The 18,496-nt window shown below is 45.4% G+C and carries 19 protein-coding genes and 1 tRNA gene; 9 read left to right on the forward strand and 11 right to left on the reverse strand.

Annotated features, from left to right (window positions below; all coding sequences use genetic code 11):
* Positions 1-32: 32 nt before the first annotated feature.
* The 3 genes from ispG to LZG72_RS02320 all read right to left on the reverse strand — a co-directional run bounded on the left by ispG (position 33) and on the right by LZG72_RS02320 (position 4,427).
* A complete protein-coding gene (ispG, locus tag LZG72_RS02310) occupies positions 33-2,036 on the reverse strand; it encodes a (E)-4-hydroxy-3-methylbut-2-enyl-diphosphate synthase (RefSeq protein ID WP_233867023.1) in 2,004 nt (667 codons plus the stop codon).
* Between the two features lie 81 nt (positions 2,037-2,117).
* Entirely contained in the window at positions 2,118-3,200 is a 1,083-nt protein-coding gene (locus LZG72_RS02315) for a galactokinase family protein (RefSeq protein WP_233867025.1), read from the reverse strand.
* Positions 3,201-3,203: 3 nt separating this feature from the next.
* Positions 3,204-4,427, reverse strand: a complete 1,224-nt coding sequence (locus LZG72_RS02320) for a sugar MFS transporter (RefSeq protein ID WP_233867028.1) — start codon at positions 4,425-4,427, stop codon at positions 3,204-3,206.
* A gap of 348 nt (positions 4,428-4,775) precedes the next feature.
* Here LZG72_RS02320 and LZG72_RS02325 point away from each other — a divergent pair, with 348 nt between their 5' ends.
* Together LZG72_RS02325 and folE are read left to right on the forward strand one after the other, a co-directional pair.
* Complete coding sequence (locus LZG72_RS02325) at positions 4,776-5,192, forward strand: 6-carboxytetrahydropterin synthase (protein WP_233867031.1); 417 nt, start codon at positions 4,776-4,778, stop codon at positions 5,190-5,192.
* Positions 5,152-5,841: a GTP cyclohydrolase I FolE gene (gene folE, locus LZG72_RS02330; protein ID WP_233867034.1), complete on the forward strand. Its 690-nt coding sequence runs from the start codon at positions 5,152-5,154 to the stop codon at positions 5,839-5,841. Before LZG72_RS02325 ends, folE begins: the two co-directional genes overlap by 41 nt.
* Positions 5,842-5,984: 143 nt before the next feature.
* Here folE and LZG72_RS02335 read toward each other — a convergent pair whose 3' ends face one another.
* Together LZG72_RS02335 and LZG72_RS02340 are read right to left on the reverse strand one after the other, a co-directional pair.
* Positions 5,985-6,905 carry a sugar phosphate isomerase/epimerase gene (locus LZG72_RS02335; protein ID WP_233867037.1) on the reverse strand — a complete coding sequence of 307 codons (921 nt, stop codon included), beginning with the start codon at positions 6,903-6,905 and terminating at the stop codon, positions 5,985-5,987.
* A gap of 17 nt (positions 6,906-6,922) precedes the next feature.
* Positions 6,923-7,936 carry a cation diffusion facilitator family transporter gene (locus LZG72_RS02340; RefSeq protein ID WP_233867041.1) on the reverse strand — a complete coding sequence of 338 codons (1,014 nt, stop codon included), beginning with the start codon at positions 7,934-7,936 and terminating at the stop codon, positions 6,923-6,925.
* A gap of 38 nt (positions 7,937-7,974) precedes the next feature.
* Here LZG72_RS02340 and LZG72_RS02345 point away from each other — a divergent pair, with 38 nt between their 5' ends.
* Positions 7,975-8,529 (forward strand): NUDIX hydrolase, encoded by a 555-nt coding sequence (locus tag LZG72_RS02345; RefSeq protein ID WP_233867044.1) that lies wholly within the window; start codon positions 7,975-7,977, stop codon positions 8,527-8,529.
* 1 nt (position 8,530) lies between these two features.
* The gene (locus LZG72_RS02350; RefSeq protein ID WP_233867047.1) at positions 8,531-9,145 is read left to right on the forward strand and encodes a LysE family translocator; all 615 of its coding nucleotides are present in this window, start codon (positions 8,531-8,533) and stop codon (positions 9,143-9,145) included.
* Between the two features lie 5 nt (positions 9,146-9,150).
* On the opposite strand, the gene LZG72_RS02355 is transcribed toward LZG72_RS02350, so the two are convergent.
* Together LZG72_RS02355 and surE are read right to left on the reverse strand one after the other, a co-directional pair.
* Entirely contained in the window at positions 9,151-10,713 is a 1,563-nt protein-coding gene (locus LZG72_RS02355; RefSeq protein ID WP_233867050.1) for a GH3 auxin-responsive promoter family protein, read from the reverse strand.
* 11 nt (positions 10,714-10,724) lie between these two features.
* On the reverse strand, positions 10,725-11,492 hold the full coding sequence (gene surE, locus LZG72_RS02360; RefSeq protein WP_233867052.1) for a 5'/3'-nucleotidase SurE: 768 nt from the start codon (positions 11,490-11,492) through the stop codon (positions 10,725-10,727).
* 112 nt (positions 11,493-11,604) lie between these two features.
* On the opposite strand from surE, the gene LZG72_RS02365 reads away from it, so the two are divergent.
* Positions 11,605-12,099, forward strand: coding sequence for a GNAT family N-acetyltransferase (locus tag LZG72_RS02365; RefSeq protein WP_233867054.1), 495 nt, complete (start codon positions 11,605-11,607; stop codon positions 12,097-12,099).
* Positions 12,100-12,102: 3 nt separating this feature from the next.
* Here the strand turns inward: LZG72_RS02365 and LZG72_RS02370 are convergent, their stop codons facing one another.
* On the reverse strand, positions 12,103-13,089 hold the full coding sequence (locus LZG72_RS02370) for a rhodanese-related sulfurtransferase (RefSeq protein ID WP_233867055.1): 987 nt from the start codon (positions 13,087-13,089) through the stop codon (positions 12,103-12,105).
* A 134-nt stretch (positions 13,090-13,223) separates the two neighbouring features.
* Between LZG72_RS02370 and LZG72_RS02375 the strand changes: the two genes are divergently transcribed.
* Entirely contained in the window at positions 13,224-13,838 is a 615-nt protein-coding gene (locus LZG72_RS02375) for a deoxynucleoside kinase (protein ID WP_233867056.1), read from the forward strand.
* On the opposite strand, the gene LZG72_RS02380 is transcribed toward LZG72_RS02375, so the two are convergent.
* Positions 13,829-14,326, reverse strand: coding sequence for a hypothetical protein (locus LZG72_RS02380; RefSeq protein ID WP_233867057.1), 498 nt, complete (start codon positions 14,324-14,326; stop codon positions 13,829-13,831). The two genes, LZG72_RS02375 and LZG72_RS02380, sit on opposite strands and share 10 nt — an antisense overlap.
* Before the next feature lie 168 nt (positions 14,327-14,494).
* On the opposite strand from LZG72_RS02380, the gene LZG72_RS02385 reads away from it, so the two are divergent.
* Together LZG72_RS02385 and LZG72_RS02390 are read left to right on the forward strand one after the other, a co-directional pair.
* Entirely contained in the window at positions 14,495-14,692 is a 198-nt protein-coding gene (locus tag LZG72_RS02385; RefSeq protein WP_233867058.1) for a hypothetical protein, read from the forward strand.
* Entirely contained in the window at positions 14,692-15,054 is a 363-nt protein-coding gene (locus tag LZG72_RS02390) for a hypothetical protein (RefSeq protein WP_233867059.1), read from the forward strand. Before LZG72_RS02385 ends, LZG72_RS02390 begins: the two co-directional genes overlap by 1 nt.
* A gap of 44 nt (positions 15,055-15,098) precedes the next feature.
* Here LZG72_RS02390 and LZG72_RS02395 read toward each other — a convergent pair.
* Positions 15,099-15,180 (reverse strand) — tRNA-Leu (locus LZG72_RS02395).
* A gap of 156 nt (positions 15,181-15,336) precedes the next feature.
* Here LZG72_RS02395 and LZG72_RS02400 point away from each other — a divergent pair.
* A complete protein-coding gene (locus LZG72_RS02400) occupies positions 15,337-16,740 on the forward strand; it encodes a Gfo/Idh/MocA family protein (RefSeq protein WP_233867061.1) in 1,404 nt (467 codons plus the stop codon).
* 60 nt (positions 16,741-16,800) lie between these two features.
* On the opposite strand, the gene LZG72_RS02405 is transcribed toward LZG72_RS02400, so the two are convergent.
* A complete protein-coding gene (locus LZG72_RS02405; protein ID WP_233867063.1) occupies positions 16,801-18,477 on the reverse strand; it encodes a PLP-dependent transferase in 1,677 nt (558 codons plus the stop codon).
* Between the last annotated feature and the right edge of the window lie 19 nt (positions 18,478-18,496).

The raw sequence follows: 18,496 nt of genomic DNA on the forward strand, positions 1-18,496 counted from the left end.
AATTTCGGTAAAAAGCGCCTTATCGACAATTCTCAAACCAGTATTTCACGTTCGCTCGGCTCAATCCACCGGCCATCTTCACGGATCAATTCTATTAATTCATCCACTGCTTTCGCAGCAGTCACCGACCTTTTGATTACTTCCTGACCACGGTATAAAGCAATTTTATCTTTACCCATACCCACATACCCATAATCCGCATCCGCCATTTCTCCCGGTCCATTCACAATGCAGCCCATAATGCCGATTTTCACACCTTTTAAATGCTCGGTATGTTTCCGGATCATCGCGGTCGTTTCCTGCAAGTCGAACAAAGTCCGGCCGCAAGATGGGCACGAAATGTATTCCGTTTTCGACATTCTGGTACGGGCAGCCTGTAAAATCCCAAATGCAATGGAATTGTAGGCAGCGGCACTTTTTAGTTTTTCATCAATCAATATTTCATCACTGAATACCGGCGAAAGTAATATCCCGTCGCCAAAACCATCGACTAATAAACCGCCAATGTCCGTCGCTGAATACAAGGTCAGTTTATCTCCCAAATCACTTTGATAGGCACGGTTGATAATGACTGGGACTTTGTATTTCAGTTCAGTAAGCCTGTAAAAAAAGCGGCGCATTTCCGGCATTGCAGCCGAATTGCTGGTATTTATAATGAGAACGACTTTTGGATTTCCATTGATTGTTGCCAAAAATGCATCATCAAATGTGTGGATATTGCCTTTAATAAAATTCACGAAACTGGAAACATCACTCGCTGCATTCCACGAATCGACCGTCCATAATGGAAACTTATTGTTTTTATCAGAATGATCCCGCCAAATCTCGTGATCGAGAATTTCTTTGAGTCCATTTGGCAGCATAAATGGCGCCGGATTTTTACCTGTGTAAATAAAATCCGCTCCCTGATCGTTCATCGCCCATTTATCAGGCACGGGCAAAAAGAAATGACCAATGCTTTTTAATGCATCCAAATTCTGTACCGGGATATCTGAATAATCCGCGATCACGCGCGGCACATTCAGATGACCCATGTTGTAAACATCCGCAGAGTCGCGGCGGATGTATTGAAATGGGTTAATCGGGCAATGGTCGATGGGCTCGATAAATTCGTGAGCAGCACGGGAAGTATAACGATCAATGAGCGCGCGGGCAACAGGTGCCTCTTTTTCAGGCGCTTCGGTCAGGGAAACGCGTACCGTATCGCCAAGGCCATCTTCGAGTAATGTACCAATTCCAACTGCGGATTTAATGCGTCCGTCTTCCGCCTCGCCGGCCTCAGTAACACCCAAATGCAGCGGATACGGTTTAAGTCCTTCTTCGTCCAGTCTTTGAACTAAAAGTCGGTAGGCTTCCACCATCACCTGGGTATTGCTGGATTTCATGGAAAGCGCAATGTTAAAATAATTGAACTCCTCACAGATCCTCAAAAATTCCAGCGCAGATTCCACCATTCCCAGCGGAGTATCGCCATATCTGCTTAAGATCCGGTCTGACAATGACCCGTGATTGGTCCCGATGCGCATTGCTGTTCCATATTCCTTGCAGATTTTAACCAGCGGGATAAATTTCTCTCTGATCCTTTCCAGCTCGGCCGCGTAAGAAGCGTCCGTATAATCAATGATTTCGAATCGTTTCCGGTCGGCATAATTACCGGGATTGATCCGGACCTTTTCGACGATCCGGGCGGCCAATTCAGCGGCATTAGGTGTAAAATGAATGTCTGCGATCAGCGGGACTTTGATCCCGAGCCTGTGCAATCCGTTCCGAATATTTTCAAGATTTTGGGCTTCCTTCACACTGGGTGCCGTAATGCGAACATATTCGCAACCCGAGTCCACCATCCGGACCACCTCGTCGATCGAACCTTGCGTATCCATGGTATCCACCGTGGTCATGGACTGCACGCGGATCGGGTAGGCCGAGCCCATCGGAATGTCACCGATGCGGATCGTGATGGTTTCGCGTCTTTGATATGCTGTCAGCGAGGGACAGTAAATGTTGGTTTTTTGTTCTGAAGCCGTAATCAATGTCATGGAATTGTAGTTGCTACAATGTGCGTCACAAAGGTCTTAAAACAAAAACACAATCGGAATTACAATCGTGCATTTCGTCTGTCAGCTTTCAATTCGGGTACCGGAGTCGACGGTAATGATGTAGCTTTTTCCTCCCTCTTTTTCGATCGCTTCCGCCACTTCCCCGGCTTTTGTGGGCGCGTATACAAACATACAGCCACCGCCACCGGATCCGTTGATTTTGCCACCCAATGCACCTGCATTCAAAGCGGCATTCATCATTCGCTCGATTTTGGGTGTGGAGGTTCTTTTGTGGTCGCGGAGGTTTTTGTAATGTTTGTAAAGAAGTCCTCCGAACGTTTTATCAAATTGCTCATTTGCCGTCTGGTGTTCTATCGCGGAAAGCAATGCTTTTCCTTCAAGCAAAATGTCCCTGTCTTCCAGGTTAGCGCGCAACAGGCTCAATTCATCTTCTGAGAGCCGATTTTTGTAGGTTTCTGCTTTTTCAAATGGGGTTGTGAAAATCGAAAATTCAGGATCAGATGCTTTTACTTTGGCGATCACCTTTTCCATTCCGAAGCGGCAACGCGCCAAAATGCCCAGGGTATCCTTCGGTTCAAGCGAGTCACCTAATACGAATGTTCCCAACTGCGGCGTGAGCGTTTCCACTTTGATGACCGGCGTCGATTCCAGGTAGATCACATTGCCGATGGCGGTGGAGTAATGGTCCATCATTCCTCCGGGTTCACCAAATTCCAGAACTTCTGCTGCGTTGGCGATTTCTCCTAATTCTTTTTGTGAAAAATTCATGGGATTGTCGCTCATTTTATCCAAAAAATGAGCCCACGAAACGATTAATGCGGACGAGCTGGATGTCCCGGAATTGATGGGGATATTTCCGTGGAAAACGCATTCAAATCCTTTTGAAAAGACCAATCCTTTTCTTTTCAAGACATTTATGGTACTCCTGGAATAGTCGCGCTGGATTTTATAGGGAAATGTATCGTGAATGGAAAATTCCTCTTTTAAACCTAAATCGGGGAGATGAAGGATCACTTTGTCATCGTTGCGGTAGCCGCCATCGATGCTGATCCTGCGTGAAATGGCCGCTGCAATAACCGGTAGTCCAAGATAATCCTGATGTTCACCAAATAAACAAATGCGGCCGGAAGTCGAAATCCTCATGAACTACCAGCTTTTCTTTTTATGACCTATCAAACCAAAATAAAGTATGAATATGTACAGCGGGATCATGATCCAATATGCTTTTTGCTCACTGCCAATCGAATCGGCGATACCACCATAGAGAAGGGGAACAATGGCTCCTCCTGAAATACCCATCACCAGGAGTGCAGAGCCGACCTTTGTGAATTTACCCAAACCACTTAATGCCAGCGGCCATAATGCTGGCCAGATCACGGCGTTGGCAAAACCCAGAACTGCAATGCATACCACCGACGTGAAGCCGGAAGTGAAAAGGGCAACGAGCGTGACAACTAAGCCAAGAACGGCGCAAAATTTAAGATAAGCCTGCTGTGAAACATATTTCGGGATCAACGTAGCTCCAAGCACGTAACCGAACATCATTCCATATAATGTATAGGTTCCAAATAAACGCGCTTCTTCTTCCGGGAAACCAAGCGAAACACCGTAATTGATGATGGTATCGCCCGCGATCACTTCCACGCCTACATAGCAAAATAGGGCTATCACACCCAAAACCAGGTTCGGAAACTGAAATATGCTCGTTTTGGTGACAGTCACCAATGTTGCGTCAGAAGGAATTTCATCTTCCTCCTCACTTACTTCAACAAGGCCTTTCGAAAAACGGATCAGGATAGCCATAGCGACCAATACCGCTGTGAGAATGATATACGGAAATACCACTTTGTCCAATTCATCTGTTGGATCAGCTGAGGAAGCTCCCGCGAGTAATATTTTTCCGAAGATAAGCTGGGAAATTACTCCGGCTGTTTTGTTGGCAATACCCATAAAACTGATCCTCTGAGCCGCACTTTCGCGTGGCCCTAACAGGGTAGCATACGGATTGGAAGCAGTTTGAAGCACAGTCAAGCCAATCCCAATCGTAAACAAGCCGACCAGAAATAGGGGATAAGAAGCCATTTCAGCGGCTGGAATGAAGATCAAAGTACCTGCGGCCATCACCAGCAATGCGAGCGACATTCCGTTTTTAAAACCCGTTTTCTTCAATACCGAGGAAGACGGAATGGCCATTAAAGTATAGGAAATGAAAAATGCAAAAGTTACAAGGTAAGAACTGGTGTTGTCGAGGCTGAATGCTTTTTTGAAAAAACTGATCAGAGTCCCGTTTACCCAGGTGACGAAACCCATGATGAAGAAAATAATTCCGATGATTAATAGGGGGGCCAGGTAGCTGTTCTTCTTGTTCATTTAAGTTTTTGTTAAATAAATTTTCGTCGGGTTTAAAGAAGGGTAATGGTATTATTTAGATAGAATACTGAAATTTCGCCGTTCAGGCCAGATTAATTTGGCGCTGGGGCGCAATTTACATGCAATAACGAGTTTTTTATTTTTTTTATGAACTAAAATTCCGAACGTCTGGAACGGAAGATTTCAAGGAATTGGAAATTTAGGTGAACAATTTCAGGCATTGCGGCGTTAACCCATTTGCAAGTGACTCCTAATGGGCATTTTCACTCAGGCTCGAGGCTTTAAATGTGTTGGACACATACTTTGTTACGACATTTAAGGCAACTTTAATTTTAAGAAGACTAAAATATGGTGCAAAAGGTGGCGGTGTTCCGAAAGGAGCATTTTAATGCGGCTCATCGTCTTCATAATCCGGAATGGACGAACGAAAAGAACGAATTGGTGTTCGGAAAATGCAACAATCCGAATTTTCACGGACACAATTACGAACTGATCATCCAGGTAACAGGAGAAGTAAATCCTGAAACGGGTTATGTGATTGATATGAAAGTGCTTAGCTCCATTTTGAAAGAATTTGTCATTGACCGGTTTGACCATAAAAACTTAAACCTCGACGTAGCAGAATTTAGCAGCTTAAATCCTTCCGCAGAAAATATCGCGATCGTTATTTATTCCATCTTGAGACCAAAAATTGATTCGGGGTTTGCCTTGAAAGTTAGATTATATGAAACAGAACGGAACTTTGTCGAATATCCAGCCGACTGACTTTTTAGGAATTGAAGAGATGGGGGACGATCACGCATTTTCTTCTATTGACACTCCGCTGCGCAAGGATGCTTACGCGATCGAGGATGAAACGAAAATGGAGCTGATTGAAAAGCATTTTCGCCACATCATGGAAATCATGGGTCTTGACATGACAGACGATAGTCTGAAAGGCACGCCCAAAAGAGTTGCAAAAATGTTTATCAAAGAGGTTTTTAGCGGTCTTGACCCAAAAAACAAGCCCTCTGTTACGCTTTTTGATAATAAATATAAATACGATCAAATGCTTGTCGAGAAGGACATTGCGGTGTTCTCAAACTGCGAGCATCACTTCGTACCGATTTATGGAAAAGCGCACGTAGCGTATATTTCCAGCGGCAAAGTGATAGGACTTTCAAAACTCAACCGCATTGTAGAATATTACTCCAAACGTCCGCAGGTTCAGGAAAGGCTGACTGTTCAGATCGCCAGTGAGCTAAAAATCGCACTGAAAACCGAAGACGTAGCCGTCGTAATCGACGCGCAGCATATGTGCGTACAATCACGCGGAATACGCGATTCGGGAAGTTCTACGGTTACTGCTTTTTATGGTGGTAAGTTTGAGGAGGAGGCTACCAGGAAGGAATTTTTGAGTTATCTGGGGATGTGAGGTTGTGTTCTCCCCCAACCCCCTCAAGGGGGCTATAATACAGATAAAAAAAGGACTTTGCGTTTTGCAAAGTCCTTTTTCGTTACCAAGAAAATCAAATCAAAAGTAAAGCCCCCTTGAGGGGGTTGGGGGAAAACGGAACTTTAAACCGTAGGCCCAACTCTCTCCAGCAACGCCTTCGTCGCCTTAATCCCATCATACTCCGAAAGCTTGCTTCCCTCGTATTCAATGCCTGCAATTCCTTTAAAACCTGCGTCTTTTACGATTTTGAGGATTTTTGTATAGTCTGTTTCGATGCAGTTTCCTTTTTCATCGAAATCATACGTTTTGGCACTTACACCTTTTGCAAATGGCATCAGCTCTTTTGTACCCTGATATCTGTCGTACGATTCTGCACAGCCGCCGTCTTTTCTGGTGATACAGAAATTGCCGAAATCAGGCAGTGTTCCCACATTTTTAAGGTTAACCTGCTTCATTACGCCAGACAACCATTGGCCGTTTGATGAAGATCCTCCGTGGTTTTCAACGATTACGTTAATGCCGGTTTTAGAAGCGAACTCGCCCAGTTTCCCAAGACCTTGTACTGCGGCTTTGGCGACCTCTTCATTACTTCCTTTACCAAATGCATTCACCCGAATGGTTTTGCAACCCAGGTATTTGGCAGCTTCCACCCATCTGTAGTGGTTTTCAACAGCCTTATTACGAACTGCATCATCCAGTTCTCCCAGGCCGCCTTCGCCGTCGATCATGATCAGGTGAGCCGAAACGCCGTTGTCTTTTTGTCTTTTGATCAATTCATTCAGGTATGTTTTGTCTTCCGCTTTGTCTTTGAAAAACTGGTTCACATACTCGACGATTGAGATCCCGAATTCTTTTTTGGCGAGTTCAGGGAATTCCATATTCGTCAGTTTCTTTGCGAAAAGGGCTTTGTGGAGCGACCATTCAGCGAGGGAAATATCAAAGAAAAGTTTTTTGGAAGGGCCTGCAAACAAATCGGTGAAAGTTGTTGCAGCCAGTGCAGTAGCTCCTGCTTGTTTTAGGAAATCGCGACGCGAAACGTACATTGTGGTTAGATTTATGTTTAGTCTTGAATATGAATTCGGGCATCGGTATATAACTTTTCGTTCTTAACGAGTTTGGCAGCATCCCAGTCGATATCGGTCACAAAATCATGAGCGCGGACGGGGCAATCGTCGATCCTGCAAAAATAACAGCATTGATAAAGACAGGGGTCGGCATGAACGAAAACTTCTGTTTCGCCGGCGTGGCTGCTTTTCAGGACATTCTCAAAGTTATGAATTGTTTCATGTACTTTTTGCAGTTCCCAATAGTAAGGTAACGTTAAATGGCAATCGATATGCAGGTCCGAACCATATTGCTGGGCGCGAAGGTTATGGACATCGATCCAATCGGATTTCTTATTGTCGCGGAGCGTCTGGACCACTTTTTCAAGCAACACATCGTCGACCGCATCCATAAGTCCCGCCACCGATTTGCTGGCGAGCTGATACCCGTTGTATGCAAGGAAGACCCCAAAAAGAAGCGAAGCAATGCTGTCAATCCAGACCTGGCCGGTCAGGATAATCAAACCGACACTGATCACCAGCACCACGCTGCTGACGCTATCAGTTAATAAATGCCGGCCGTCTGCAATCAGTGCAAGTGAATTTGCTTTTTTTCCCTCCACAATCAACTTGTAGCCGATCGCGGTGTTGACCAAAATCGTAAAAAGTATAAATCCGGACCCACGCGCCAGATTTTGAATGGGCTGCGGATCCATCAGTTTCTGGATCGCCTCGTATGTAATGAAAAGTGAGGCAATAATGATCAATGCGCCTTCTACACCTGCGGAAAAAAATTCTATTTTACCGTGTCCATATGGATGGTTCCGGTCTTTGGGCTGGGCCGAAAGGTAAATGCTGTAAAATGCAAACCCGCTGGCAATCACATTGATGATCGATTCGAGTGCATCACTTAAAATCGCATTGGAAGACGTAATATAGTATGCAAAAAACTTCAAGCCCGTCAACAATATGCTGGCCACAAAAGACAGCAGTATCAGACGTTGTTTAAGCTTATTTTGGTTTATTTGCATTTTTGAATGGGAGTTGCGAGGTTAAAAATACTAAGAAAATGCGGGTTATAACCACAGAAAATAATTGGAAAACACTTTCCGAGGAGACGGTTTACGAGAATGCGTGGCTGGAACTGAGTCACCGTGATGTGATTAACCCATCAGGTAACAAAGGCATTTATGGGTTGGTAAAATTCAAAAATCAGGCGATCGGTGTGATTCCATTGGATAGCGATGGCAATATTTACCTGGTCGGCCAGTTTCGCTATGCGATCGACGAATATTCCTGGGAAATCCCGGAAGGCGGCGGATTGCTGGGCGCCGATCCTATCGAGGCTGCAAAAAGGGAATTGAAGGAAGAAACGGGACTAGTTGCCAATAAATGGACGAAACTCGCCCGCATTCACACCTCCAACTCAGCGACAAATGAGGAAGGATTTTTATATGTAGCGGAAGAACTCACGCAGATGGAAGCAGAACCGGAAGATACGGAGGATCTGCAGGTGCGAAAAGTGTCCCTGGCCGAGGCGGTAGAAATGGTAATGAAGTCAGAAATCACTGATTCCCTTTCAGTTTGTGCCATTTTGATGACAGCCCGGTTGAAAGGTATCTGATATGCTAGAAGCCTTATTTTATGGAACGCTGACGGGAATTGCACTGTGCCTCACATTCGGCACCGTGTTTTTTTCATTAGTCCAAAACAGTGTCGACAATGGATATCAAACGGGTATCAAGATCGCATTGGGCGTATTCGTATGCGACATCATTTTTGTCTTTTTTGCCATTTTCGGAACGGCATTATTGCCTGATTTACCCAATTTTAAGCTTTGGATGGCGGGTACAGGTGTTGTTTTTTTGATTGTTTTGGGACTAAATAACCTGATCCGCGGCCAGCCGACGATCGCGTACCCGAAAACGAGTCTGGGTAACCTGGTCTATTATTTCACGACCGGTTTTTTATTGAATGGCCTGAACCCGGTGAATTTCATTAGCTGGGTCACGATCGCATCTTACATCCGGACAAATCTGCATTATAATTACAATCAGGTATTGCTATTTTTTGGAGCAAGCGTGGTGGCCATATTTCTGGTAGAATGTGCAATGGCCGTCTTCGCACACCGTTTGAAGAAGGTTTTTACCCCGAAAGTGGTAACCATATTTAACAAAACGACAGGCGTCGTTTTTATCCTGATCGCCTGTCAAATTGCTTACGTAAATTTTATAAAGTGACGGTTTTACGAAATGTAGCCGTTGTTTTTCAGAAATCCTTTCCAGTCGTCGATCAGGAAGTTTTTGAAAACTCGTGGGAATTTATGCTGACCGCCCATTTTGTTTTTTGATTTCATCCACGCATAAAATGCTTCGTTGGGTAAAACCGTAACGAAAACTTCCTGTAATGCATGCCGTCGTTCTACGGCATAATCATCATTGAGCTCGGCCAGTTTCGCATCGAGTTTTTTCTTCAAAAGTTCAGCATCCACATTTTCTTCTTCCACACCAATATACCATTGATGCGCGAACATGCTGCCGTATTCAATGCCGGAAACGGTAAACTCCTTCACAGTCAAACCCATTTCGTCCGAAACAAGATCGACGGCTTTGTTCATATTATCCACTGAAAGGTGTTCTCCACAGAGACTCAAATAATGCTTGGTACGACCTGTAATCGCAATTTCACCTTTTGCTTTATCCACAAATTTGATGGTATCGCCGATCAGGTAACGCCAGGCTCCCGCGCAGGTTGAAAGAAGCAATGCATATTCCTTACCTTCCTCCACCTGGTCGACCATTAAGGTTGTCGGATTTGGCAGCAATGAGCCTTCCGAATCGAAATTGGCTTCATTGAACGGGATGAACTCAAAAAACAATCCGTTGTCACAAACCAGCTCCATACCCTGCGCATTCGGCCGGGTTTGATAGGCAATAAAGCCTTCCGAGGCGAGGTAGGTATTGATGTAAATGAGCGGTCTGGCAAGCAACTTCTCAAACCCTTTTCGGTAAGGTTCAAAGGAGACCCCGCCGTGACCGAACACCCGCAGGTTGGGCCAGATGTCGTGAATGGTTTTGACCTTATAATGGTCAATGATTTTCTCCATTAGCAGCTGCACCCAGGCGGGTACGCCTACGATAAAACCAATGTCCCATTCGTGGGCCTGCAAGGTGATTTCTTCAAGTTTAAGTCCCCAGTCTTTCTGGGCAGCAATTTTTTCACCCGGCTTGTAGTAGGGGCGGAACCAGTACGGAATTTGTTTGGCCTGGATCCCGCTCAGATCGCCTTCAAAATGTTTGTCCTGGTTATTGAGATTGGTACTTCCACTCAGCATCAGGAAGCCTTTTTCATATAAATCGTCCGGCAGATCTTTGTAATTACCGAGCGAAAGAATCTGGCGGATACTCGTTTTCTGGATCGCTCGGGACATCGCCTTAGTAACCGGTATGTGCTTGGTAGAAGCCTCGGAAGTGCCGGAACTCAATGCATAATATTTGATTTGGCCAGGCCAGCACACATCCTTTTCACCTTCCAGGGATTTGTACCACCACTCTTTGAAGATCTTGTTATAATCGTAAATCGGAACGGTACGCTTGTATAATTCGTAGAAAGCGCCTTTTTCTCCAAATAAAATGGAAGACAGAAGTTCGTCGAAATTAAATTTTTCACCGAATTCGGTGTATCGTGCCTTGGCCAGCAGTTTGGCGAGGGTCTTTTTTTGTTGTTGATGAAGATTTGCTTTTCTCCGGTTAGCAACGATGTTGCTGAAATGAATGCCTTTCTTTAATAAGCTGCCTACTAATGCCATAGCTGATTTTATTATAAATCCCAGGTTGATAGCTCTTTAATCGCCTCATACTCTGTCAAATCGTATTGACATGGGACTACAGAAATGTAATTATTGTCGAGCGCCCACACGTCCGTATCTTCTTTTTCGGTATCAAAATTTACGAATTCGCCTGCCATCCAAAAATAACCTCGGCCATTCGGGTCAACCCTGTAATCAAACTTTTCCTGCCATTTCGCTTTCGCTTGTCTGCAAACCTTCACACCTTTCAGGGGTAACTCCGTTTTGGCCGGAATGTTCACGTTTAATGCAGTTCCGACTGGTATTCCATTGGCGAGTGCCGCCTCGGTAATGGACTTGATAAACGGTATAGCGTGGCTGAAATCAGCGTCTTCCTTGAAATCGCAAAGTGAAAAACCAATGGCTGGAATTCCTTCGATAGCAGCTTCAATCGCCGCCGACATCGTGCCGGAATACAGCACATTGATGGAATTGTTACTGCCATGATTAATGCCGCTCACGACGAGGTCAGGTTTACGGTCCAGCAATACGTAATGCTTTGCAATTTTCACACAATCCGCCGGTGTTCCCGAGCATTCATATTCTACGACATTTTCGAAAATGTGTGTGGAATAAAGTCTTAATGGTTCACCGATCGTAATGGCGTGTCCCATTCCCGATTGCGGGCTATTAGGCGCAACCACAACGACGTCTCCAAGCAATTGCATGATTTCTACCAGCGTTCGGATTCCTTTGGATGTGATTCCGTCGTCATTTGTAACTAAAATGAGGGGTTTCATATAATTCTACTTATCCGGGCCATTCCGGAGGTGTTCCGGATTGTCGGTGAAGTACTATGGTTTTAAAGTGATTAAAGAGATATTTGCAGCTTTAAGCCCAAATTTACGCATTATGCCTTCATTCTCCATAAAACATGCCGCGATTGCCGACATTCCGGAAATCATTTCCATTCAGGAAAAGACCTGGGAACCGACGTACAGATCGATTCTCAGCCAGGAGCAAATTCAGTATATGTTTGAAAAAATTTACGCTGCTGATGCATTAGCAAAGCAAATGGAAGAAGGTCAACAGTTTTTAATTCTGTTGAATGAAGGCCAGCCCGAAGGCTTTTCAGCAGTTGCAGAAGAAGAACCCGGAACTTTTAAATTACATAAAATCTACGTCTTGCCTTCTGCGCAGGGTTCGGGCGCCGGGAAATATCTTTTGACAGAAACGGAAAATTATATCCGGTTAGCTGGTGGAAAAACCATTCTGCTGAATGTAAACCGATATAACAATGCCAAAAGCTTTTACGAAAAAATGGGTTATTTAACGATAGGTGAAAAAGACATTGCGATCGGCCCATACTGGATGAACGACTATATCCTCGAAAAAAGACTAGATTAGCTTTCAGACAGATTCCGCCCGCTGTGCCAGTTTCAACTTTTTAAGATTCTTTTTCTGGCTTTTCAGACCCTGCAAGGGATGGTAATGGTTGCTTTGGCTGACATAGTAACCCGTTCCGTCATAGGTACGTTTTCCGGGATGTGCATTGCATTCAGGTGAGCAGGCACCTTCCATTTCTTCTCCGCATTTCAGGCAGACCGGCACATGCGTGTTGCATTCCGCATTGGCGCAGTTGATCATACGGTCACAAGGTTCATTACAGATATAGCATTTCGAAATAATGGTCGGATTTACATGGTTTACATCCACTGTGATCCGGTTGTCGAACACGTAACATTTCCCGTCAAAATTCTCCCCGCCCTCTTCCAGACCATACCGGATAATGCCGCCGTGAAGTTGGTACACATCCGTAAAACCCTGATCCAGCAGATACGCACTCGCTTTTTCGCATTTAATGCCGCCGGTGCAATAGGTGACTATTTTTTTATCTTTCAAATGCTCGATCTCGTGAATGTGATCGGGAAGCTCGCGGAGATTATGCATATCAAATGTAATGGCACCTTTAAACTTTCCGACTTCATGCTCATAATCGGAACGCATGTCCACCAAAACCACGTCCGGATCGTTGATCAGCTGCTTAAATTCAGACGGTTCCAAATGTTTTCCCGTGCGTACCAAGGGATCGACGCCAAGGTCCGAATTCACGATTTCGTCTTTCACGCGAACATGCAGCTTTTGGAACGCTACCTTATCTTGTTCTTCGATTTTAAACTGAACATCTGCAAAACGCGCATCGGAACGAATGTAATTCATATATGCCTCACAGTCTTCCGGCGTTCCGGAAACGGTCCCGTTCAGGCCTTCTGGGGCGATAATGATGCGTCCAAGAAGATTGTGTTCTACGCAAAATACGTGGTGTTCGTCCCTGTAAGTTTCGGTATCGGCGATCGGCGAATAATAGTAGTAAAGAATAACCCGGAAAGGCTTCATGGTAATTATTTTAAAGCTTCAACGGAGGAAAAACAATTTTGTGACACACTTCATTCCCCCAAATCAGCCGCAAATATACAAATAACCGTACTTTTGCTCCTACTCATCCCATTGAAAAACAAATACAGACCCCTATGCATATTGCGATCATCGGCAACATCGGCGCCGGAAAAACGACTCTTACTCAGATGCTTGGGGAATATTATAAATGGGATGTGATGTATGAGGCAGTGGAAGGAAATCCTTATCTGGCCGACTTTTATCAGGATATGGACCGATGGGCCTTTAATTTACAAATCTATTTTTTAAACAGTCGTTTTGCCCAGGTTCAGAAAATCCGGGCAACTACCTATTCGACCATCATCCAGGACCGGACGATCTATGAGGATGCATTTATTTTCGCCCGCAATCTGTATGAATCCGGTGTCATGAAGGAACGGGATTATCGGACCTATCTGCTTTTATTCGAATCCATTATAAAAACAGTGTCGCAGCCGGACCTCCTGATTTATCTGAAAGCTGACATTCCGAAACTGGTTTCCCAGATCAAAAAACGGGGAAGGGAATTTGAAGCGGATATGTCAACGGATTACCTGACTAGCCTGAACCGTTATTATGAGGATTTTGCAAAAAACTACGATCACGGTAAGATCCTCGAAATTGATGTGAACCAAATGGATTTTGCATCTGATCCGGATGATTTCAACCACATTGTTGCGCTTTTGAACAAAGAGCTTTTCTACATTTGATTTATCCTAAAAAGACAGGCTAACGCATCATTAAGTTCTTTGCCTTTTCTGGTGTCCAGACTGAAGACTTTGTGGTCCTCAGGCAAGATGATCTCAATCTTGTACGCATCTTTCATTTTTTCGAGTTCTCTGGCGGTCAGCGGAGCGGAAAGTGTAAAACACCGCTGCCACCGCGTGCGGTCCGAGGTGGTGGTATAAAGAGAAAATTGGCCTTTCGCCGAAGAAAACCGCACCTCGGTAAACATCTGCACATGATAAACGAGGTCGATCTTTTCGTTGTGATAACTGAAAATCTTCTCGCCCCCGGAGCCGGAAAACGTCAGATATTCCTCTTTTCCGGAAAGAATAATATCATGATAATGCACCTTTTGTTTCGTAGACTCGCTCAGTTTCTCTTGGCATTGGGCGAGGCTCACGTTGTGAAAGCTGGGGAAAAGGCAGGTCAGACAAAAGATCCAAACCGCCCCGGTTTTGGAAAGTTTTTTCAAATTAGTCTTAGAGGATTTTCGTTGAACTTTGAGTAGCTAAATATAAGAATGTTAGCCGAAAAACGCTGAAAATTGAGAGACTTAAAAAATTGGAGCATTTCTAGGAATTGTTTGAATAATGATGTTTGTTTGTGGGATAACAGCGTGTTCACCTTTTTTTATACACACATGAATACCATTCAGATTTTATCCTATTTTGTCTTTACAGCCACGATTCTACTGGCTGGTTATTCTGTTTTTACACTTCTTAGAAAGCTATTCAGTCCTGAAATCCGCGTAACGAACCGTAACACAGGCAAATCGGTTGTTCTTCCCAAGCATACCTATCCTGGTCTCGCCCAGAAATTACTTGAAGTAACTGAGTAATGGAGATAGGAGGCAAAAAGAGAAAAAAGCCTTCAAAATTCAGAACAGAAACAGTCACCCTTCTTTCAACCTTTGTCAGTGGTTTAGCATATCAGTTTCCGGAACGCTTTCCTCGCGAGATCATCCTGTTTCTGGCCGCCCCATTGAGTTATATGGTTCAATTCATTTGGGTCAGGCTATACAGTTTTCTGGATTTGAAGCTTGTAACTTTTAAGATCAATCGTTACATCAATGAATTGGAAGAAGAAAAGCAATGTCTGGGCAAAAGTAAGCTCCGCCAGTCAGAGATAGATAAAGAGATCACTGACTACCGGACCACTCTGAAAAGAAAACGGATTGAAAATCTTGACCTCGATCAATAACAAAAAAAACTGCATTTGGAGACTCCAAACGCAGTTTATAAATGTGACCAGGAGGAGAGTCGAACTCCCATACCCGAAGGCACTACCCCCTCAAAGTAGCGTGTCTACCAATTTCACCACCTGGCCGAGGATCAGGATGCAAAAGTACTATTTATCTGATCTGACGCAACAGGGCAGCGAATGTTTTTTCTATTTCTGCATTAATTCATCATGAAACACTCCGGCTTTTCCGATTTTTAAGTATTTTCATGGCTTGTAGTTACTAAAAATAAGCTATTTCCCATGCCCAACAACTCCCCAAACAAAAGAAGGGACTTTATCAAAAAATTGTCGGGCGGTGCTTTGCTCGCCGCAAGTCCTGTACACGACCTCCTGGCGGGAAAACCTTCCGCCGCTCATTCCGAAGAAATACCCTGGCTGAACCAGAAAATTGCTGCGAACGATCAGATCCAGATCGCCTGCATTGGTACAGGGATCATGGGAATGGGCGATACCCGCACCGCTCTGATGGTTCCCGGTGTGAAACTAATGGCGGTTGCCGACGTGTACGATGGTCACCTTGTCCGCGCCAAAGAGCTGTTTGGAAAAGATATCCAGACCACGCGCGATTACTCGGAAATCCTCGGCCGCAAAGACATCGACGCGATCATTCTGGCAACCCCCGACCATTTGCATTCTCAGATCGGAATTGAAGCATTGAAAGCCGGAAAGGCAGTTTATTGTGAAAAACCGATGGTGCATAAGATCGAGCAGGGTTATGACATGATCAAGGCTCAGAATGAGTCCAAGAAAGTGTTTCAGGTGGGCAGTCAGCGTGTTAGCTCCATTGTTTATTCCAAAGTGAAAGAACTGTACAAGGCAGGTGCCATCGGCGAGCTCAACTTTGTGGAAGTATATTATGACAGGCATTCGGCTCAGGGTGCGTGGCAGTATTCAATCCCTCCGGATGCTTCCCCGCAGACCGTCGACTGGAACCGTTTCCTAAGCAATAAAGCGCCGAAAATGGCCTACGATCCTTTGCGATTCTTCCGATGGAGAAATTACCAGGATTACGGGACCGGCGTTGCGGGTGACCTTTTTGTCCATTTATTTTCAGGTATGCATTACATTCTTGACAGCAAGGGACCCACACGTATAATGACCAGCGGTGGCCTTCGTTACTGGAAAGACGGACGGGATGTTCCGGATGTGATGGTAGGTATTTACGACTATCCGAAAACGGCTTCACACCCGGCATTCAACCTTACTTTACGCGTAAATTTCGCCGATGGATCGGGCGGGGGATCGGGTTTCAGGTTTGTAGGAACCGATGGCCAGATCACCTTGCAGGGAAATACGGTAACGGTGAAAAAGAAGAAAATGGCGAAAGCGCCGGGTTATACCATTGACACTTTCCCCAAAGATTTACAGGATAAATTCCTGGCTGAGTATAAGGAAAAATATCCGTCGATACCGGAAATGTCTGAGCCGGAAATGGAGGAATACAAAGCTCCGCAGGGTTACGACGACCGCCTCGACCATTTTGCATTGTTTTTCGACGCGATGCGAGGAAAAAGGACCATCGTAGAAGATGCGGTTTTTGGAATGCGCGCAGCCGGTCCGGCATTGCTTTCAAACAAAAGCTATTTTGAAAGTACGGTGGTAAACTGGAACCCGGAGGAAATGAAGATTGTGAAATCAGTCTAGGTTGATGAGATCCGATAAAGCAAAAATCCCCGGTCAGTTGTGATCGGGGATTTTTAGTTTCTAGGTAGACAATGGTCGGCCCGCTGGAATGTTAATGCGTTGTTTTCCAGTTGGATATGCCGTTTTCTTTGCGGTGAATTTTGCGGTAACATATTCCACCATATCGATCTCACCCGTAATGGTATCTCCTGAGATTTTTCCGTAAAAAGTCATGACTACATTATCGCCCGGCACGCTGTAACGGCTTTGGAAACGAACTTCGTCGCCATCGATGTTACCCATCAGTTCGCGGGTAGCAAATTCACCTTTGTGTGTTCCGTAAAGGTAATTTCCATCCTGTTTTTCAATCAGAAAAGTATGCTTGCTGGTACTTGTATAGAATTCAATGTTCACGTCCCAGCGTCCCGCTACGTCAGCCGACGGTGCTTTCATGGCGACTTCCGCTTTTGGCGCGCTGCGTTTGCGGGTTAGAATCTCGTGAATGCGATCAGCCACGATCTTGTCATTTCCCGGTCCCATCATGTACGAGGCAATCGAAATGGAGGTAGTTGGCGGGCCCGATGCAGCTTGTTGTCCACGCCTGAAGCCCGTACCGACGGCCACTCTTGGTTTTGTCGTTTGCAGCTCGTCCGCTACTTCCTGGCCTGTTATGTTCAGTTTTGTCGGGTCCCAGGTAACCGTCATTACGGGCGTGGCGTTGTCCAGCGCACCTTCTTCCGGCTCTTTAATCGCGACCGTAACGCCGCTGATGCCCGAAACTTTTTTGGAAATATTTTCAAGCCAGGAAACCCACGTCCGCATTTCAGCTTTGTGGTCACGTACCGCCCATGCTTCCACCGCCGCAAGCATACCGATTACTTCCTCGCGGCCAATCTTGTTGTCGCGGCAAGGTCCGTGATGCGGCGCGCTGGCCTGCCATGCCGACATCAATACATCTTTACTTCCCAGCATTAACCCGGCACATTGCGGGCCACGGATCACTTTTCCCCCACTGTAAGCTACCACCGAGGCGCCGGCTTTCAAATGGATGTTCGGGATCGTCAGCCTTTCAGCCGCGGCATCCACCATGATCGGAATATTTGCCGGCTTCGCGATTTTGGCAACGCTGGCAACCGACCACGGTTCATTGCCTGGCATCATATAGATCATCGCCGTGCGCGGATTGATCGCATTCGAAAGTTCTTCCGGCGTTTCCACCGTAATGATCGTGACGCCACAATTGCGGATCGCGTGGTCGTAAACGTTCCGTGAAGATCTTGGGATAATGACTTCTGTTTTCTCAAAACCTTCGAGATTAGGAATGCGGATCAGTTTTTCAGGATTGCCTCCGGAGATGATACCCGCCGTAACTTCATTCATTCCCGCAGCACAGCCGGCTGAAACCATCCCCCATTCCGCGCCGGTAATTTCGGCTAGACGCTGACCGACACCAAACGCCAGCTCGTCGATCTGCACATTGTACTGGCAGGCATATTCCATCGCCTGCCTTACTTCGGGCAATTCAATGGAGGCGCCGATGATGGTGAAAGTACCACGGCAATTTATAATCGGTTCAACTCCAATGGATTGATAAATCTGTGGGCCGGCTTTCAAAGGTCCAGGCGCAGAAACTGCCGCCGCTGCTTTGTTGAACCAGTTTTTCGGACTTTTACTTTCCGCCATTGCTTCCATTGAGCCCACTAATCCGCCAGCCAACGGTATCATAGTCAGCTCTTTTAGTATTTCTCTACGTTTCATCAAATGAAGAGTTTAAAAT

The organism is Dyadobacter sp. CY323 (genome assembly GCF_021390245.1).
Classification (GTDB): Bacteria; Bacteroidota; Bacteroidia; order Cytophagales; family Spirosomataceae; genus Dyadobacter.

What these genes read in the sequence shown, in the direction of transcription:
- LZG72_RS02325 (WP_233867031.1), top strand. Translation starts at nt 4,776, where the DNA reads ATGGTGCAAAAGGTGGCGGTGTTCCGAAAGGAGCATTTTAATGCGGCT.
- LZG72_RS02365 (WP_233867054.1), top strand. Translation starts at nt 11,605, where the DNA reads ATGCCTTCATTCTCCATAAAACATGCCGCGATTGCCGACATTCCGGAA.
- LZG72_RS02375 (WP_233867056.1), top strand. Translation starts at nt 13,224, where the DNA reads ATGCATATTGCGATCATCGGCAACATCGGCGCCGGAAAAACGACTCTT.
- LZG72_RS02350 (WP_233867047.1), top strand. Translation starts at nt 8,531, where the DNA reads ATGCTAGAAGCCTTATTTTATGGAACGCTGACGGGAATTGCACTGTGC.
- LZG72_RS02345 (WP_233867044.1), top strand. Translation starts at nt 7,975, where the DNA reads ATGCGGGTTATAACCACAGAAAATAATTGGAAAACACTTTCCGAGGAG.
- LZG72_RS02370 (WP_233867055.1), bottom strand. Translation starts at nt 13,089, where the DNA reads ATGAAGCCTTTCCGGGTTATTCTTTACTACTATTATTCGCCGATCGCC.
- LZG72_RS02390 (WP_233867059.1), top strand. Translation starts at nt 14,692, where the DNA reads ATGGAGATAGGAGGCAAAAAGAGAAAAAAGCCTTCAAAATTCAGAACA.
- LZG72_RS02320 (WP_233867028.1), bottom strand. Translation starts at nt 4,427, where the DNA reads ATGAACAAGAAGAACAGCTACCTGGCCCCCCTATTAATCATCGGAATT.
- LZG72_RS02400 (WP_233867061.1), top strand. Translation starts at nt 15,337, where the DNA reads ATGCCCAACAACTCCCCAAACAAAAGAAGGGACTTTATCAAAAAATTG.
- LZG72_RS02385 (WP_233867058.1), top strand. Translation starts at nt 14,495, where the DNA reads ATGAATACCATTCAGATTTTATCCTATTTTGTCTTTACAGCCACGATT.
- surE (WP_233867052.1), bottom strand. Translation starts at nt 11,492, where the DNA reads ATGAAACCCCTCATTTTAGTTACAAATGACGACGGAATCACATCCAAA.
- folE (WP_233867034.1), top strand. Translation starts at nt 5,152, where the DNA reads ATGAAACAGAACGGAACTTTGTCGAATATCCAGCCGACTGACTTTTTA.
- ispG (WP_233867023.1), bottom strand. Translation starts at nt 2,036, where the DNA reads ATGACATTGATTACGGCTTCAGAACAAAAAACCAACATTTACTGTCCC.
- LZG72_RS02405 (WP_233867063.1), bottom strand. Translation starts at nt 18,477, where the DNA reads ATGAAACGTAGAGAAATACTAAAAGAGCTGACTATGATACCGTTGGCT.
- LZG72_RS02355 (WP_233867050.1), bottom strand. Translation starts at nt 10,713, where the DNA reads ATGGCATTAGTAGGCAGCTTATTAAAGAAAGGCATTCATTTCAGCAAC.
- LZG72_RS02335 (WP_233867037.1), bottom strand. Translation starts at nt 6,905, where the DNA reads ATGTACGTTTCGCGTCGCGATTTCCTAAAACAAGCAGGAGCTACTGCA.
- LZG72_RS02315 (WP_233867025.1), bottom strand. Translation starts at nt 3,200, where the DNA reads ATGAGGATTTCGACTTCCGGCCGCATTTGTTTATTTGGTGAACATCAG.
- LZG72_RS02340 (WP_233867041.1), bottom strand. Translation starts at nt 7,936, where the DNA reads ATGCAAATAAACCAAAATAAGCTTAAACAACGTCTGATACTGCTGTCT.